Raw genomic sequence first — 15688 nt, forward strand, 5'->3', positions numbered from 1 at the left:
GTCAGTCCTCCTTCGCCAGCTTGCGGACGTAGCCGATGGTCAGCACGAGCGTGAGCACGAGCATGAAGATCGCGACGGCGGACGCCATGCCGTAGCTCGACTGGCCGATGCCGAGGTTGTAGATGTGCGTGCCGAGCAGGTCCGTCTCGGAGCGCAGCCCGCCCGCACCCTGCAGGTAGTAGATCTGCGCGAACACGCGCAGGTCCCACACGACCTGCAGGAGGGAGACGACGTACACGACCGGCATGATCGTCGGCACCGTGATGTGCCGGAACCGCTGCCAGGGGCCGGCGCCGTCGAGCTGCGCGGCCTCGAGCTGCTCGGCAGAGACCTGCGTGAGCGCCGCATACAGGGAGAAGGCGACGAACGGCACGCTCATCCACACGACGATCACGGTCGCGACGAAGAAGAACGACATGGGCTCGAGGAGCCACGAGTGCTGCTCGTACTGGCCGAGCCCGAGCTTCACGAGCAACCAGTTGATGACGCCGTACTGCGTGTCGAACAGCCACTGCCACACCGTCATCGACGCGATGACGGGCATCGCCCACGCGAGGAGCAGGACGGACTGCACGACGATCCGCACCCACGTCGACAGCTTCGTCTTGAGGACCGCGACGGCCATGCCGAGGATCATCGTCACGGCCGCGTTGACCGCGCAGAACACGAGCGAGCGGATGATGACCGCCCACGTCGCGTCGTCGGTCAGGAGGGTCTTGTAGTTCTCGAGGCCGACCCACTCGGGATCCGCGCCGAACTGCTGGGCGAGCCCGAACTCCTGGAACGACATGACGAGCTGCCGGATCAGCGGGTAGCCGAGCGCGACCGCGAGCGTCACGACGACGGGCAGGACGAGCAGGTACGGCGCCACCGTCCGCAGACGGCGGGAGGCCTTCGAGCTCGGGGGCCGGCGCCGGGCGCCGGGGCGTCTGCGCGTCGGCGGCGCGGACGGTGCGACGAGGAGGTCGCTCATGGTGGGTCTCCTTGCAGGGCGGGGTGCCGGTCCCGGGGAGACGACCGGCACCCCGCAGCCGCGACTAGTTCAGAACCTTGTTGAGGGTCGCGTCGGTCTCGGCCGCGAGCGCGGCGACGTCGCCGCCCTGCGCGATCTTCCCGAAGAACTCCTCCATGACCCGCGACTGCTCGACGGACGCCCAGCCCGCAGAGGCGGGCGTGAGCTTCGACGTCGCGGACGCCGCGATCGCCGCCTGGGCGAACTCGTCGTCGCCCATGAGGCTCGTGAACGAGTCACGCACCGGACCCATGCCGTTCTCGGCGAGGACCTTCTGGTAGCCGTCCGAGTAGACGACCTTGAGAAGCTCGAACGCGAGGTCCTGGTTCTTCGACGCCTTCGAGATGCCCATGTTGGAGCCGCCCGCGAAGACGGGGGCGGTGCCGCCGTCGACACCCGGGAGGGCGAACGCGCCGAGGTTCTCGGCGAGGTCCTCGGTCACGGACCAGCGCGCCCAGCTCGGTGCCATGAACATCGCCGTGTCGCCGTTGTTGAACGGCGTCCAGGCTTCCTTGTCCTCGCCGTCCTTCGGCGCGTGCGTCGCGTTCTCGAAGAGGTCCTTGACCTCGGCGAGCGCCTTCTGGCTCTCGGGCGACGACAGCTTGCCCACCCACTTCCCGCCCTCGTTGACGGCGATGTCGCCGCCGTTCGCGAAGAGCCACGAGATGCCGTTGCGCCAGTCCTGGCCGGGCAGCCAGAACCCACTCTTCTTGTCGGTCGTCAGCTTCGTGGCGGCGTCACCGAACTCGGCGAGGGTCTTCGGCACCTCGATCCCGGCGTCCTTGAACGCGCCCTTGTCGTAGAAGACGTAGCGCGAACCCCAGTAGTAGGGGACGGCGTAGACCTTGCCGTCGACGCTGCCCGCGTCGACGAAGCCCTGCGGGACGACCTTCGCGCCGCCGGCGAGCTCGTCCATCTTGTCGGTGAGGTCGGTGAACGCGCCGACGGTCGTGAACGTCGGCGCCTGCGTGTTGCCGATCTCGACGACGTCGGGCGTCTGGTCCGGGTTGGACAGCGCGGTCGACAGGCGCGGCAGGAGCTCGCCCCAGCCGATGAACTCGATGTTCAGGGTCGCGCCCGTCGCGGCGGCGAACTCCTTCTTGAGGTACTCGGGCAGGGCGGGCGCGACGTCCTTCTCCTGGTCGGCGAGCCAGAGCGTGATGCTGCGGTCCCCGGCGGGGGTGGTGGCAGCGTCGGTCGGGGCGGCCGACGTCGGGTCCGTGGTGGAGCCGTTCGTCGAGCAGCCGGTGAGCGCAAGCGCTGCGGCAGCGCCGAGCAGTGCGATCTTGCGGATCTTCATTGATCTTCCTTCCGGTTCGGCCGCGTGCGGCCTGGGGTGTCGTGAAGGTCGTGCGATGGGCTGTGGCTTCAGGCGAGGCCCAGCTCGCCGTCGAGGACGAGCGCGGCGGCGCCGGTGAGGACGCCGTCGTGCCCGAGGGCGGACATGCGGAGGTGCACCTCGTCCTCGCCGAAGGGGCGGGTGTGTGCGACGAGGGTGGCGGCGGTCGACTCGCGCAGGGCGCCGTCGACGAGGTCTTCGGGTCCGGAGAGGACGACGTCGTGCAGGCCGAGGGCCTGGACGACGGGGGCGAGGGCGAGGCCGAGGCGACGCCCGGCGGTGGCGAGCACCTCGTCAGCCTCGGCGGGCGTGCGGTCAGCGAGCTCGGCGCGCAGGCGCGGGACGGAGACGAACGACTCGAGGCAGCCGCGGCGGCCGCACGAGCACTCCGGCCCGTCGGGGTCGACGGTGACGTGCCCGATCTCGCCGGCGGTCCCGAGGGGGCCGCGCAGGAGGTGGCCGTCGAGGAGGATCCCGGCACCGAGACCGCGGCCGATCTCGACGAGGATGAGCCCGGCGCCGCCGCTGCGGCCGACCGAGTCCTCGGCGAGCGCTGCGGTGTCGGCGTCGTTGGCGACGTGGACGGCGACGCCGAGGGCGTCAGCCAGGCGGTCGCGCAGGGGCAGGCGCGACCACCTGAGGTTGGGGGCGTTGCGGACGACGCCCTCGGCGTCGACGACGCCGGGGGTGCCGACCCCGAGGCCGAGCACCGGCCCGGGTGCGTCGGCGACGAGGCGGCGGGCGAGCTCGATCGTGCGGTCGACGGCGTCCTCCCCGCGGTCCTCGCCGAGCTCGAGCTCGTGCTCGACGACGATCGTGCCGGCGAGGTCGACGACGGCGCCGCGCAGGGCGTCCTCGCCGGAGAGGTCGAGGCTCGCGACGTAGGCGCCGGAGGGGTTGATGCCGACGAGGGTCGCGGGCTTGCCCATGCGGGTGCCGGGGCGCGGCCCGAGGTCGACGAGGAGGTTGTCGTCGAGGAGCCCGGCGACGACGTCGGACATCGTGACGCGGGTGAGGCCGGTGAGGCGGGCGAGGTCGGCGCGGGACAGCGGGCCCTGGTCGGCGAGGTTCTGCAGGACGAGCGCACGGTGGTGGAGGCGTGCGTCGCCGGGGAGGATCTTGGCGGCCGGCGCGACGATGCGGGTGGTCCCGCGGCGGGCGTCGGTGAGGGGTGTTGTCCTGGCCATCTAGTTAGTACAGTTTACTTACTTAGTTCGGTCAAGGGGTATCGCACCCCGCGACCAAATCGTGACCTTCCCGAGCAAGGATGGACCCATGCCGACGTCGCCAGCCGTCATCCCCGCCCCCCGCACCGTGCACCCCGACCGCGGGACGACCGTCGTCGACCCGCGCACGCTCGCCGCGCTCGCCGTCGCCCTCGAGCCCTGGGCGCCGAACGCCGCCCGCGCGCTCCGCGACGCGCGGACCGACGGGCCGCTCGTCGCGCCGTCGGGCCGCGCCGCGACCCCCGCGACCGCGACACCCGGCCCCGACCTGCCGAGCGAGGGCTACACCCTCGACCTGTCCGACGCCGGCTGGCACCTCCGCGCAGGCGACGCCGCGGGCGCGTTCTACGCGGTGCAGGTCCTGCTCCAGCTCCTCGCCGGCGCGCAGCACGACGACGGCCTCACGACGGTCCCCGCCCTCGCGTGCGAGGACGCCCCGACGTACCCGCTGCGCGGCGTGTCGTTCGACGTCGCCCGGCACTTCTTCGGCGTCCCCGACATCGAGCGGCTGATCGACCTCGCCGCGACGTACCGCCTCAACCAGGTCCACCTGCACCTGACCGACGACCAGGGCTGGCGACTCGAGATCGAGGACCGCCCGCTGCTCGTCGAGCGCGCGTCGACGAACGACGTCGACGGCGGCGCGGGCGGCTTCCTCACGCTCGCCGACTACGCGCACCTGCAGGACTACGCCGAGGCCCGGCACGTGACGCTCGTCCCCGAGGTGGACATGCCCGGCCACACTCATGCCGCCCAGGTCGCCTATCCACAGATCAGCCCGGACGGTGAGCCGCGAGAGCCGTACGCCGGTATCGAGGTCGGCTTCTCGACCCTGCACCTGACGTCCCCGGAGGCGTGGGCGTTCGTGGACGACGTCGTCGGCACGCTCGCGCGGCACACGCGCGGCCCGCGCCTGCACCTCGGCGGCGACGAGGTGCACACGCTCACGGCCGAGCAGTACGCGGGGTTCGTCGAGCGGCTCGGCGGGGTCGTGGCGCAGCACGGCAAGCAGCTCGTCATGTGGCAGGAGGCCGCACCCGCGCACCTCCCGCCCGGCACGCTCCTGCAGTACTGGACGCACGACATCGACACGAGCCACCTCGCGCAGCTCGCCCGCGAGCGCGACATCCGCTTCATCGCCTCGCCGGCGCCGCACGCCTACCTCGACCTCAAGCACGACGAGAGCCAGGAGCTCGGCCTGACCTGGGCGGGCACGGTCGAGGTTCGCGACGCGTACGAGTGGGAGCCCGCGGACGCGCTCCCGGGGGTGCCTGCGGACAAGATCGAGGGCGTCGAGGCGTGCCTGTGGACGGAGACCCTGCGGACGTGGGACGACGTCACGACGATGCTCCTCCCGCGCCTGCCCGCCGTCGCGTCCGTCGCGTGGGGGTCTCCGCGCGACACGGGCACGTTCCTCGAGTCGCTCGCCGTGCACGGCGAGCGGTGGGCGCGCGAGGGCGTCGCGTTCCACCGGTCGCCGCAGGTGCCCTGGCGGTCCTGACCCAGGTCGTCGCGGCAGGGCCGTCGTCGCGCGGCGCGACGAAGGCCCTGCCCAGCGGGGCCGCCGCGTGGAAGGATGCCGCCATGAGCATCGACAAGACCCTCGGCAACGGCGAGTTCGTGGTCCTGACGACCCGGACGCACCCCAAGGCGCTCTTCAAGCCGTTCCTGCTGTTCCTGCTGGTCGTGGCGGCTTTCGTCGCGGCACTCGTGTGGTTCCCCGAGAACGACGCGAAGCAGTGGGTCCTGGTCGCTGTCGGTGCGGTCGCGGTCGTCACGCTCGTGACGTGGGTGCTGGTCCCGTACCTGCGGTGGCGGCACTCGAGCTACACGTTCACGAACAAGCGCCTGATCACCCGCGAGGGCATCATCACGCGCGTGGGTCGCGACATCCCGCTGTTCCGCATCAACGACTTCACGTATGAGCGCGACCTGCTCGACCGCATGCTGGGCTGCGGGACGATCGTCGTGTCGGACGCGACCGAGAAGGCTGGCGTGCTGCTGTACGACGTGCCGCGCATCGCGGAGGTGCAGCGCCAGCTCTCCGACCTGATCTTCCGGGCGGACGACAGCTCCGACGACGGCGAGTTCCCGCCGGGCGAGCCGCGTCGCCGCTGACAGCCGTCCCCCCGTCCGACCGATCGCCCCTCTGCACACTTCGGATGTGCCTCCGGGCGATCCGTCGCCGATGGCGGCCGACGGCGACCGTGGACACTCGATCTCGCCATCCGGACACCCCTTGGAGGCCGTGATTCGCGGGCCTAACCTCGAGTCACAACCATCCAGAGCGGTCGAGAGTCCTGGCTCGTCGACGCCGCAGCAACCCCCCACTACGGAAGCCTCCTGAGGGTGCGGGTGCTAAAGCCAGGTTCGATGGACGTTCCTATGGAGGCTTCATGAGCATCGCCGACCTCGTCGACTCGTCGGTCCGCCCGACCGTGTCGTTCGAGCTGATGCCCCCGCGCAACCCCGACGCCGCGCCCAAGTTCTGGACGACCGTGCGTCAGCTCCTCACGGCGCGCCCCGACTTCATGTCGGTCACCTACGGCGCCGCAGGCACGGACCGCGCGACGACCCGCGCCGTCGTCACCACGCTCGCCCGGCAGACGCCGGTCCTGCCGATCGCGCACCTCACGTGCGTCGGCGCGACGCGTCCGCACGTCGCCGAGGTCATCGGCGAGTTCCTCGACTCGGGCGTCCGCTCGTTCCTCGCGCTGCGCGGCGACCCGCCGCGCGACCAGCCTGACTGGCGCCCGCCGTCCGACGGCGTGCACTCGTCGATCGAGCTCGTCGCCCTCCTGCGCGAGGTCGAGGCGAACCGCTGCGACCGCAGCGCGGCGTCGGCCCTGCGCGGGGCTGCGCGCCCGCTGACGATCGCCGTCGCGACCTTCCCGGGCGGGAACCGCGCCGCCGGGACCACGCCCGCGCAGGAGGTCGAGCACCTCCTCGCGAAGCAGGAGGCGGGTGCGAGCTTCGCGATCACCCAGCTCTTCTACGAGGCGGACACGTACCTGTCGTTCGTCGAGTCTGCCCGCGCGGCGGGCGTCACCATCCCGATCCTCGCGGGCGTCCTGCCCACGACCGACCCGGGCCGTCTGCGGCGCGTCGAGGAGCTCACGGGGGTGCCCGCGCCGTCGGCGCTCGTCCGCGAGCTCGAGTCCCTGCCCGACGACGCGGCTCGCCACGAGCGCGGCATCCACGCGTCGGTGGGGCTCGTCTCCGCCGTCCTCGAGGCCGGCGCCCCCGGCCTCCACATCTACACGTTCAACAAGTCACGTCCAGCACTTGACCTGCTCGAGGGTGTTCACCTCGGCGGCGGTTCCACGGGCCCGGCTCCGGCCGGGCTGGCGGAGCCAGACCTGGCCAGCGGGCCGTGGGTCGGGGCAGCACACGCACAGCTGAGCTCGACGAGCGACACCGTCGCCGTCGACTGACCCCGAGAAGAGACGCACCATGTCCAACCAGCAGCACAGCCCTGCCCTCATCCAGGGCGCAAACCTCGCATTCCCGGCAGCGACCGTCCTCGGTTACCCGCGCATCGGCCCGAACCGTGAGCTCAAGCGCGCAGTCGAGTCGTTCTGGGCGGGCCGCGTCAGCGCGGCCCAGCTCGAGCAGCATGTCGCGGAGCTCCGGTCCCGCACGCGCGACCACCTCGTGTCGCTCGGCCTGACCGAGCCGGCCGCCGTGCCGTCGTCGTTCTCCTTCTACGACCAGGTGCTCGACGTCGTCGCCACGGTCGGGGCGGTCCCGCCCCGGTTCGCGCACCTCCGCGCCGCAGACGGCTCGCTCGACCTCGCCGCGTACTTCGCGCTCGCCCGCGGCGACGACGAGGTCGCGCCGCTCGAGATGACGAAGTGGTTCGACTCGAACTACCACTACCTCGTCCCGGAGATCGGTCCCGAGACGGAGCTGCGGCTCGTGAGCGACCGGATCGTCGCGGAGTACGTGGAGGCTCGCGAGGCGGGCGTCGTGACTCGGCCCGTCGTCGTCGGGCCGGTCACGTTCCTGCTGCTCAGCAAGCCGAGCGACGACGCCCCGGCCGGGTTCCGCCCGCTCGACCGCCTCCCCGACCTGCTGCCCGTGTACGCGGAGCTGCTCGGCCGCCTCGCGGACGCGGGCGCGCCGTGGGTCCAGCTCGACGAGCCGGCCCTCGTGACGGACGCGCTCGACGTGCCCGCCGAGCTGGTGCGCGCCGCGACGTCGGCGGCGTACCGCGCGCTCGCGTCCGACCTCGCCGTGGGCAGGCAGCGCCCGGCGATCCTGCTCGCCGCCCCCTACGGGGACCTCGGTGACAACCTGCCGACGGTCGCGGCGTCGGACGTCGAGGCCGTGGCACTCGACCTGGTCAAGGGCCACACCCCCGCCCCGGCCCTGCCCGCTGCCCCTCCCGCCCCGGCCCCCGCCCTGGCTGCCCAGGCCGCCCCGGCCCCTGTCTACCGTGAGTCCGTCAGTTCCGGCTCGATTGCGTCAGCTGGAACTGACGGGCCCGCGCCGGAAGTGACGGACTCGCACGGCGGGCACGGCGGGCACGGCGGGCACGGCGGGCACCGCGCGGCTTCCGCCGGGACGGGCAGCCGCCCGGCCGCCGCGTCTGCCGACGTCGTCGCGGGGCTCGCGCGCAAGACGCTCGTCGCGGGAGTCGTCGACGGGCACAACGTGTGGCGCGCCGACCTGGACGCACGCCTCGCGCAGGTGGAGGCCCTCGCGGCGATCGGCAGCCGGGTGACCGTCGGGACGTCGACGTCCCTGTTCCACGTCCCGCACACCACCGCCGCCGAGACTCAGCTCGACGCGGGCCTGCGCTCGTGGCTCGCGTTCGCCGACGAGAAGGTCACCGAGGTCGTCACCCTCGCCCGCGGCCTGGTCGAGGGCCGTGACGCCGTCGCCCAGGAGCTCGCCACCGCGAGCGCGGCGCTCGCCGACCGTGCGACCGCGGCCGGCGTGCGCGTCGAGGCTGTGCGTGCGCGCACCGCCGGGCTCACGCCGTCGGACCTCGAGCGCGGCGACGCCGCCCACCGCCGCACCGCCCAGGCGGAGCGCCTCGGACTGCCTCCCCTGCCGACGACGACGATCGGCTCGTTCCCGCAGACGACGGACATCCGTGTCGCGCGGGCCGCGCACGCGCGCGGCGAGCTGAGCGACGCGCAGTACGACGCCGCGATGGAGGCGGAGATCGCGCGCGTGATCACGCTGCAGGAGGAGATCGGCCTCGACGTCCTCGTGCACGGCGAGCCGGAGCGCAACGACATGGTGCAGTACTTCGCCGAGCTGCTCGACGGTTTCGCGGTCACCCGCAACGGCTGGGTGCAGTCGTACGGGACGCGCTGCACGCGGCCGTCGATCCTGTGGGGCGACGTGTCACGGCCCGCGCCGATGACGGTCCGCTGGACACGGTTCGCGCAGTCCCTCACGCCGAGGCCGGTCAAGGGCATGCTCACCGGGCCGGTGACGATCATGGCGTGGTCGTTCGTGCGCGACGACGTCCCCCTCGCCGAGACCGCGAACCAGATCGGGTTCGCGCTGCGCGACGAGCTCGCGGACCTCGAGGCTGCGGGCGTCGCGATCATCCAGGTCGACGAGCCGGCGCTGCGAGAGCTGTTGCCGCTGCGGCGCGCGGACCAGCCGGCCTACCTCGACTGGTCGGTGTCGTCGTTCCGGCTCGCGACGTCGGGCGTGCGTCCGGGCACCCAGGTGCACACGCACCTGTGCTACTCGGAGTTCGGCGAGGTCATCGGTGCGATCGACGCGCTCGACGCCGACGTCACGTCGATCGAGGCCGCGCGCTCGCGCATGGGGATCCTCGACGAGCTGCGTGCCTCTGGCTTCGGTCGCGGCGTGGGGCCGGGCGTCTACGACATCCACTCCCCGCGCGTGCCGTCGGTCGAGGAGCTCGGTGAGCTGATCGGTCTCGCGGCGGCGGACGTCGACCTGGGCCTCCTGTGGATCAACCCGGACTGCGGTCTCAAGACTCGCGGCTACGCCGAGGTCGAGCCCGCGCTGACGAACCTGGTGGCGGCGACCCGCGCCGCCCGCGGCGCTCAGGTCACCGTCTAGCCGGGCTGGCGCCCCGCCGCGGATCGGCGGGGCGCCGGAGCGCCGGAAGGTGTCGAGGCACCGGGGCGTGCGCCCGCCGCGGCGGCTACGCTGCCGCGTGTGACCGCAACCCCTCCGCCTCTTCCGGGCACGCCTCGCACCACCACGGTGACCACGCCCGACGGCGGCGGCGACGTCCTCGTCGGACCTGCTGGCTGGTACCGGCATCCCGAGGGTGGCGAGCGCTGGTGGGACGGCACGGCGTGGACCGAGTCCGAGCGCGTCGACGGCAAGGTACGAACAGTCTCGCGGCCGGCGACGCCGCAGCAGGCCGCGGAGAGAGAGCGTGAACGCTCCTGGAACCGTCGCCGCGGGCGGATCGTCGGATGGTTCGTCGCGGCGATCGTGCTGTGGGTCGTCGGGGGTGTGGCGTTCCAGGCCGCTGCCGACCGGTTCCCGGCGCTCGAGCACACGACACCTGCCGAGAGGGTCGCGGCGCTCCTGCGTGCCCCGCGAGGCGTCGGGTCGGCTGCCGTGGAGAAGAGCGGCTGCCCGACGACGGACGCGATGCTCGCCGACCCGTCCTCCCCCGACGTGGCTCGGTTCCGCGAGGTCAAGGGCTGCACCAGGGCAGAAGGGCTCGCCCTGGAGCGCGCGACGGTCGTGACGCCTGCGACGGAGGACTCGCCGACGGCGGTCTACGACGTGACGTTCCGCGAGGCGGAAGATTCAGCGCATCCTGACTCCGCACTGGTCGGGCAGACGGTGCGGCTGACGTTCACCGTCACGAAGGCGTTCCTGGGCTGGAAGGTCGCGTCGGTGGAGGGCCTGCCGGCGCGCGTCGCTGGCTGACGAGCGCCGCCCCGGAGCGCCCTCCACCGGTGCGCACGGAGCGAGCGAGAGCCGCCCTGCCTTCTCACGTCGCCTTCACCCGGGGTGCACGGCCGGTCGGTAGCGTCGCAGGAGATGATTTCTCCCACCACTCGCAACTCCCAAATTCCTGCCCCGGCCTCTCCCGAGAGCACCGGGGCTCCGTCGTCTGCGTCTGAGCAGCGCCCGTCCGACGTCGCGAAGCCGTCCTTCGTGCAGATCACCGCGTCGGTGCTCACGGCTCTCACGTCGACGGTCGCGCTCTCGTACCTGGGTGTCGCCGGCACGCTCATCGGTGCGGCCGTCGCGGCGATCCTCACGGCGTTCGCGAACTACCTCTACACGCGGTCGCTCGTCCGCACGCACTACGTCGTGACGACGCTCGCGCCGCGCGTCGTGCGCGCTCCCGGCGAGACCGCGGTGCTGCCCGCGTTGCGGGGCGGGCGGGCGCAGGACGGGTCGGGCAGGTCGCCCGAGGCTCTCATGGCACCGGCCCGCCGCTCGCGTCGCCCGTACGTCGTGACGGCGCTCGTGACGTTCGTGCTGCTGATCGCTGCGGTGACGGCGGTCGAGCTGGGCTTCGGCAAGCCTCTCTCCGACGTCGTGCGCGGCAACGAGGGTTCGGGGACGACCATCTCGGGCGTGCGGCCCCAGCGCGGGACGCCCGCGGACGAGCCGACGCCGGAGCCCACGCCGGAGGAGACACCTGCGCCGACAGACGAGCCGACGCCGGAGCCCACGACGAGCCCCGAGCCCACCCCCGCTCCCGAGCCCGCACCGACGGACGTGCCGTCCCCGGCGCCCACGACGCCCGCACCGACGCCGACCCCCGAGCCGAGCCCGACCGCCCCGCCCGTCGAGCCGACGCCTGACGCCGGCGACCAGTCCCTCACGGACGGCGCCGCGGACCCGTCGGGCGCAGCCGACGACGCAGCCCCTCCAGCGAACGGCTGACGGCGCGCCCCTCCGGCATCACGCCGAGGTGACGTACTTCCGGTCGTCGTTGCAGTAGGCGTAGTACCAGCCGATCAGCAGCCCACCACCGACGAAGTTCCCGGCGAGCGCGATCCCGACGTTCGCAGCGGCCAGCCCGATCTCCCCGGCGCCGAGGCCGAGGCCGCCGTCGAGCCCTGCGATCGAGAACAGCACCGTGTTCGCCACGGAGTGCTCGAAGCCCAGGTAGGCGAACAGCGCGACGGCGACGATCATGACGAGCGACTTGGTGAGGTCTTCCTTGACGTAGCCGTTGTAGACCATGAGCATCGCGACGTTGATGAGGAAGTTGCACAGGATCGCGCGGACGAACAGGTCGCCCGCGCCGGACAGGCTGGTCACGTAGTCGAGCTTGTGCTCGACGGAGAGTCGCGCGAGGCCACCGGTCACCCCGTCGAGGATCGACGAGAACCGCAGCAGGACGGCGACGAGCAGCCCGCCCAGAAAGTTGCCGCCGAGGCACATCGCGAGCAGGCGCAGGGACCTGCCGAGGCTGACCCGCCGGTAGTAGTGGCCGATGCTGACGATCATCATGTTCGACGTCAGCAGCTCGGAGCGCGTGTAGTAGATGAACACGAGCGCCCACCCGAACGTCAGCGCCCCGGCGACCCGGCCGATGGTCGTCAGCTCTCCGTCCCCGCCGACCTGCGCGAACGCGCCCATCACGGTGTAGTTGGCGACGTAGAAGACGCCGATGAGCATCCCAGCCATGCCGGCGCGCATGAGGTAGCGACGGGCGATCAGCCCGGACATCTCCGTCTTGGTCTCGAGGGCGTCGAGGATCGCGGAGATGAAGTGCTTGCCGGGGAAGAGCGAGCGGGGATCAGCGGCCATGCGCCCATCATTCCAGCCGACGGTCTGCGCCGTGCGTGTCTGCGCGACCCGGTGCCGCGTCGCCAGGTCGGGGCTATCGTGCTGATATGCCTGCTGAGGGAAGTGCACGCCAGATCAACGTGACCCTCTCGACCGCGTCGGTGTACCCGCGCAAGGTGCCGTATGCGTTCGAGCTCGCTGCCGAGCTGGGGTATGACGGCGTCGAGGTCATGGTGTGGGGCGACAAGATCTCGCAAGACGACGTCGCGCTGAGCCACCTCGCGCAGGAGCACGGCGTACCGATCCGGTCGGTCCACGCGCCGACGCTCATCGTGAGCCAGCAGGTGTGGGGCGCCCGGCCTCGGAGCAAGCTCGCGAAGACCGTGGACATGGCGCTCACCCTCGGGGCGAGCACGGTCGTCGTGCATCCGCCCTTCGCGTGGCACCGCAAGTACTCGCGCGGCTTTGCCGACCAGGTGCACGAGCTGACCGAGGACATGGGTGTGACGATCGCGGTCGAGAACATGTACCCGTGGCGGGGCCGCAAGCGGGAGATCACGGGCTACCTGCCGGGTTGGGACCCGACGGAGCACGACTACGACAAGGTGACGCTCGACGTGTCGCACGCGGCGACGTCGCGGCAGTCGTGCCTGCAGCTCGCGGAGCAGTTCGGGTCGCGGCTCGCGCACGTGCACCTGACGGACGGCACGTCGTCGGGCTTCGACGAGCACCTGGTGCCGGGGCGTGGCACGCAGCCGGTGCGGCAGCTCCTCGAGCGGCTCGCGAGGTCGGACTTCGACGGGGACGTCGTCGTCGAGATCGGGACGCGCAAGGCGCGCTCCGCGCAGGAGCGCAGGGACGACGTCGAGCAGTCGCTGCTCTTCGCGCGCACCTACCTGCAGCGCGGCCCGCACCCGGACTTCACGCCGCACGAGACGCCGGGCGCGCCCCACCACCACCCCGACGACGCGTGGGCGTGAGCGCGCCCGCGTACCTCAGAAGGACCTGAGCCGGGCGAGGAGCTCGGGTGCGCCGGCCTCGAGCCGTCGCGAGCCGACCGTGATGCCGCCGAGCAGCACCGCGACGCCGGTCACGACGCCGAGCACCGCGGCGACGGCCGCGAGGACGGCGGACGTCTTGACGATCGCGAGGACGCCGACGACGTAGGTCGGGGCGAGCACGACGAGGAGCGCGAACGACCCGACGGTCTGCGAGATGACCGCGGCCATGGAGCCGCCCTGCTGTGCGGCGAAGGGGTTCTCACCGGGTGCGGTGACCGGGAAGACGACCATCGCGGAGACGACGGACGCAAGACCGAGCGACGCGAGGAGCGTCCCGACGGTTGCGCCGAGCACGGCGGCGGTCGCGTCCCAGCGGTCGGTGTAGCCGAGGGTGCCGAGCGCGACCAGGAGGCTGAGGACCAGCCCAGGGACGCCGATCGCGAGGCTCCGGCCCCAGCGGTCCGCGGTACCGCGCAGGGGTGCGGCGACGTGGGTCCAGAACGCGGTGGAGTCGAGCGCGACGTCCGTCGAGATCGCCCACCCGCACGTCCACGCGATCAGGGGCCCGCCGATGAGCAGCCCGGCGCCGTCTCCGGCGAAGATGACGAGGAGGATCACGACGACGGGGATCGACAGGAGCGACGTCACGTAGCGCGGGTCGCGCGTCCAGTAGGTGAGGCAGCGCGCGAGGACGGCGCCGAGCTGCGAGTCGGGGACGCGGCCGAGCACGCCGAGCCCGTGGCCGCGCCCGGCCGACGCGCGGCGGGGCCGCAGGAACGCCCGCTCGAGGGAGCTGCGCCACCAGAGCGTGAGCAGGACAGGGCTCGCGACGGCGACGGCGAGGTGACCGAGCGCGGCGCCCCAGGCGCCTGCGGCGACGGCGGCGGGGAGCGCGAAGGGCGCTCCGAAGGGGGTCCACGCGAGCACCGGTGCGACCTGGTGGGCGAGCGCGGTGTACTCGATCTCGGTCCCGGAGAGCAGCACGATGCCCGGCCCGATGAGGCTGACGCCGACGACGGTCGCCCCGAGCATGATGTCCCGGCCGCGCCGTCCCTCGAGGAGGGGGCGGACGGCTGATGTCGTCGCGCGTGACCCGACGACGGCGGTCGCGAGGGCGAGCACCGCGCCGACGAGCGCGGCCACGAGCGCGGCGGGCTGCGACACCCACGCGGCGACGAGGCCCAGCGTGACGAGGACGGTGGCCAGCCCGCCGGGTCCCATGAGTGCGGCGACGGCCGTGCCGAGCATGAGGTCGCGCGTGCTCAGCGGGAACTGGGCGAGGCGTCGCGGGTCGAACGTGTCGTCGACGCCGAACGCGACGAGCGGTCCGACGGTCCACACGACGACCAGGAGCGAGCCGAGCGCGACGACGTCGTCGGACACGTCACCGCGCAGGCCGAGGAACAGCAGCCCGACGATCGCGAGGAGGCCGAAGCCGACGGCGTAGAGGGCCGCGAACGCGAACCCGATCATCTGCCAGACGCTGCGCCGCAAGGTCGAGAGGTAGACCTGCCAGCGCAGGCTCAGGAGCGGTGCAACCACTCGAGCCCCTCCCCGGTGCGGCGTCCGCCGACGAGCTCGACGAAGCGGTCCTCGAGCGACGCCCCGGCGCGCACCTCGTCGACGGTCCCTGCCGCGAGGACGCGTCCGGCGGCGAGCACGGCGACGTGGTCGCACATGCGCTCGACGAGGTCCATGACGTGCGAGGACACGATGACGGTGCCGCCCGTCGCGACGTACTCGGCGAGGATGCCGCGGATCGACGCGGCGGAGACAGGGTCGACGGCCTCGAACGGCTCGTCGAGGACGAGAAGGCGCGGCCCGTGCACGAGTGCGCACGCGAGCGCGATCTTCTTGGTCATGCCGGCGGAGTAGTCGGCGACGAGCGTGTCGGCGTCCTGCTCGAGGTCGAGGGCCCGCAGGAGGGACTGTGCCCGCTCGACGGCGGTCGCGCGCGGCAGGCGCTGCAGCATGCCGGCGTGGACGACGAGCTGCAGCCCGGTGAGCCGGTCGAAGAGGCGCACGCCGTCGGGCAGGATGCCGAGCAGCCCTTTCGCTGCGACCGGGTCTGCCCACAGGTCGACGCCGAGCACGTCGACTCGGCCCGCGTCGGGCCGCAGCAGGCCGGTCGCCATCGAGAGCGTCGTCGTCTTGCCTGCGCCGTTCGGGCCGACGAGCCCGTAGAACGACCCCGCGGGCACGGCGAGGTCGACGTGCTCGACGGCGACCTTGTCGCCGAACCTCTTGCGCAGCCCCTGCATACCGAGCGCGACGTCCATCTGCTCCTCCCTCTGCGCCACCCGGTGGGCGGCGTCCCCGCGACGCTACCTGCGACGTCGGTAGGGGCGGAACCGACCCAGGTATGCGATCGCGGGTGTGGTCCCCGTCATTGCAGCGCCTG

At 72.4% G+C, this 15688-nt stretch carries 13 protein-coding genes and 1 riboswitch; of the genes, 7 read left to right on the forward strand and 6 right to left on the reverse strand.

From position 1 onward, the window contains the following. Position 1 precedes the first annotated feature (1 nt). The 3 genes from AC4F3Q_RS05435 to AC4F3Q_RS05445 form a co-directional block, all read right to left on the reverse strand. Positions 2-973 carry a carbohydrate ABC transporter permease gene (locus AC4F3Q_RS05435; protein WP_491039075.1) on the reverse strand — a complete coding sequence of 324 codons (972 nt, stop codon included), beginning with the start codon at positions 971-973 and terminating at the stop codon, positions 2-4. 64 nt (positions 974-1037) lie between these two features. Beyond that, on the reverse strand, positions 1038-2312 hold the full coding sequence (locus AC4F3Q_RS05440) for an extracellular solute-binding protein (protein ID WP_491039076.1): 1275 nt from the start codon (positions 2310-2312) through the stop codon (positions 1038-1040). Between the two features lie 68 nt (positions 2313-2380). Next, complete coding sequence (locus AC4F3Q_RS05445) at positions 2381-3538, reverse strand: ROK family protein (protein ID WP_491039077.1); 1158 nt, start codon at positions 3536-3538, stop codon at positions 2381-2383. Between the two features lie 88 nt (positions 3539-3626). Here AC4F3Q_RS05445 and AC4F3Q_RS05450 point away from each other — a divergent pair, with 88 nt between their 5' ends. The 6 genes from AC4F3Q_RS05450 (at position 3627) to AC4F3Q_RS05475 (ending at position 11434) form a co-directional block, all read left to right on the forward strand. Beyond that, on the forward strand, positions 3627-5078 hold the full coding sequence (locus AC4F3Q_RS05450) for a family 20 glycosylhydrolase (protein WP_491039078.1): 1452 nt from the start codon (positions 3627-3629) through the stop codon (positions 5076-5078). An 83-nt stretch (positions 5079-5161) separates the two neighbouring features. After that, entirely contained in the window at positions 5162-5695 is a 534-nt protein-coding gene (locus AC4F3Q_RS05455) for a PH domain-containing protein (protein WP_491039079.1), read from the forward strand. A gap of 157 nt (positions 5696-5852) precedes the next feature. Beyond that, positions 5853-5957, forward strand: a riboswitch (SAM riboswitch). Positions 5958-5973: 16 nt separating this feature from the next. Next, positions 5974-7011, forward strand: a complete 1038-nt coding sequence (locus AC4F3Q_RS05460) for a methylenetetrahydrofolate reductase (RefSeq protein WP_491039080.1) — start codon at positions 5974-5976, stop codon at positions 7009-7011. A 19-nt stretch (positions 7012-7030) separates the two neighbouring features. Next, a complete protein-coding gene (metE, locus tag AC4F3Q_RS05465; protein ID WP_491039081.1) occupies positions 7031-9631 on the forward strand; it encodes a 5-methyltetrahydropteroyltriglutamate--homocysteine S-methyltransferase in 2601 nt (866 codons plus the stop codon). A 99-nt stretch (positions 9632-9730) separates the two neighbouring features. Beyond that, entirely contained in the window at positions 9731-10462 is a 732-nt protein-coding gene (locus AC4F3Q_RS05470) for a DUF2510 domain-containing protein (protein WP_491039082.1), read from the forward strand. 114 nt (positions 10463-10576) lie between these two features. After that, complete coding sequence (locus tag AC4F3Q_RS05475) at positions 10577-11434, forward strand: hypothetical protein (protein WP_491039083.1); 858 nt, start codon at positions 10577-10579, stop codon at positions 11432-11434. An 18-nt stretch (positions 11435-11452) separates the two neighbouring features. Here the strand turns inward: AC4F3Q_RS05475 and AC4F3Q_RS05480 are convergent, their stop codons facing one another. Further along, on the reverse strand, positions 11453-12307 hold the full coding sequence (locus AC4F3Q_RS05480; protein ID WP_491039084.1) for a formate/nitrite transporter family protein: 855 nt from the start codon (positions 12305-12307) through the stop codon (positions 11453-11455). A gap of 86 nt (positions 12308-12393) precedes the next feature. Here AC4F3Q_RS05480 and AC4F3Q_RS05485 point away from each other — a divergent pair, with 86 nt between their 5' ends. Beyond that, complete coding sequence (locus AC4F3Q_RS05485) at positions 12394-13266, forward strand: sugar phosphate isomerase/epimerase family protein (protein WP_491039085.1); 873 nt, start codon at positions 12394-12396, stop codon at positions 13264-13266. 15 nt (positions 13267-13281) lie between these two features. Here the strand turns inward: AC4F3Q_RS05485 and AC4F3Q_RS05490 are convergent, their stop codons facing one another. Then, positions 13282-14829 (reverse strand): hypothetical protein, encoded by a 1548-nt coding sequence (locus AC4F3Q_RS05490; protein WP_491039086.1) that lies wholly within the window; start codon positions 14827-14829, stop codon positions 13282-13284. Next, complete coding sequence (locus tag AC4F3Q_RS05495) at positions 14811-15566, reverse strand: ABC transporter ATP-binding protein (protein ID WP_491039087.1); 756 nt, start codon at positions 15564-15566, stop codon at positions 14811-14813. The genes AC4F3Q_RS05490 and AC4F3Q_RS05495 overlap by 19 nt, the downstream gene beginning before the upstream one ends. Positions 15567-15688: the final 122 nt, after the last annotated feature.

This window comes from Flavimobilis sp. BM9 (assembly GCF_058313055.1).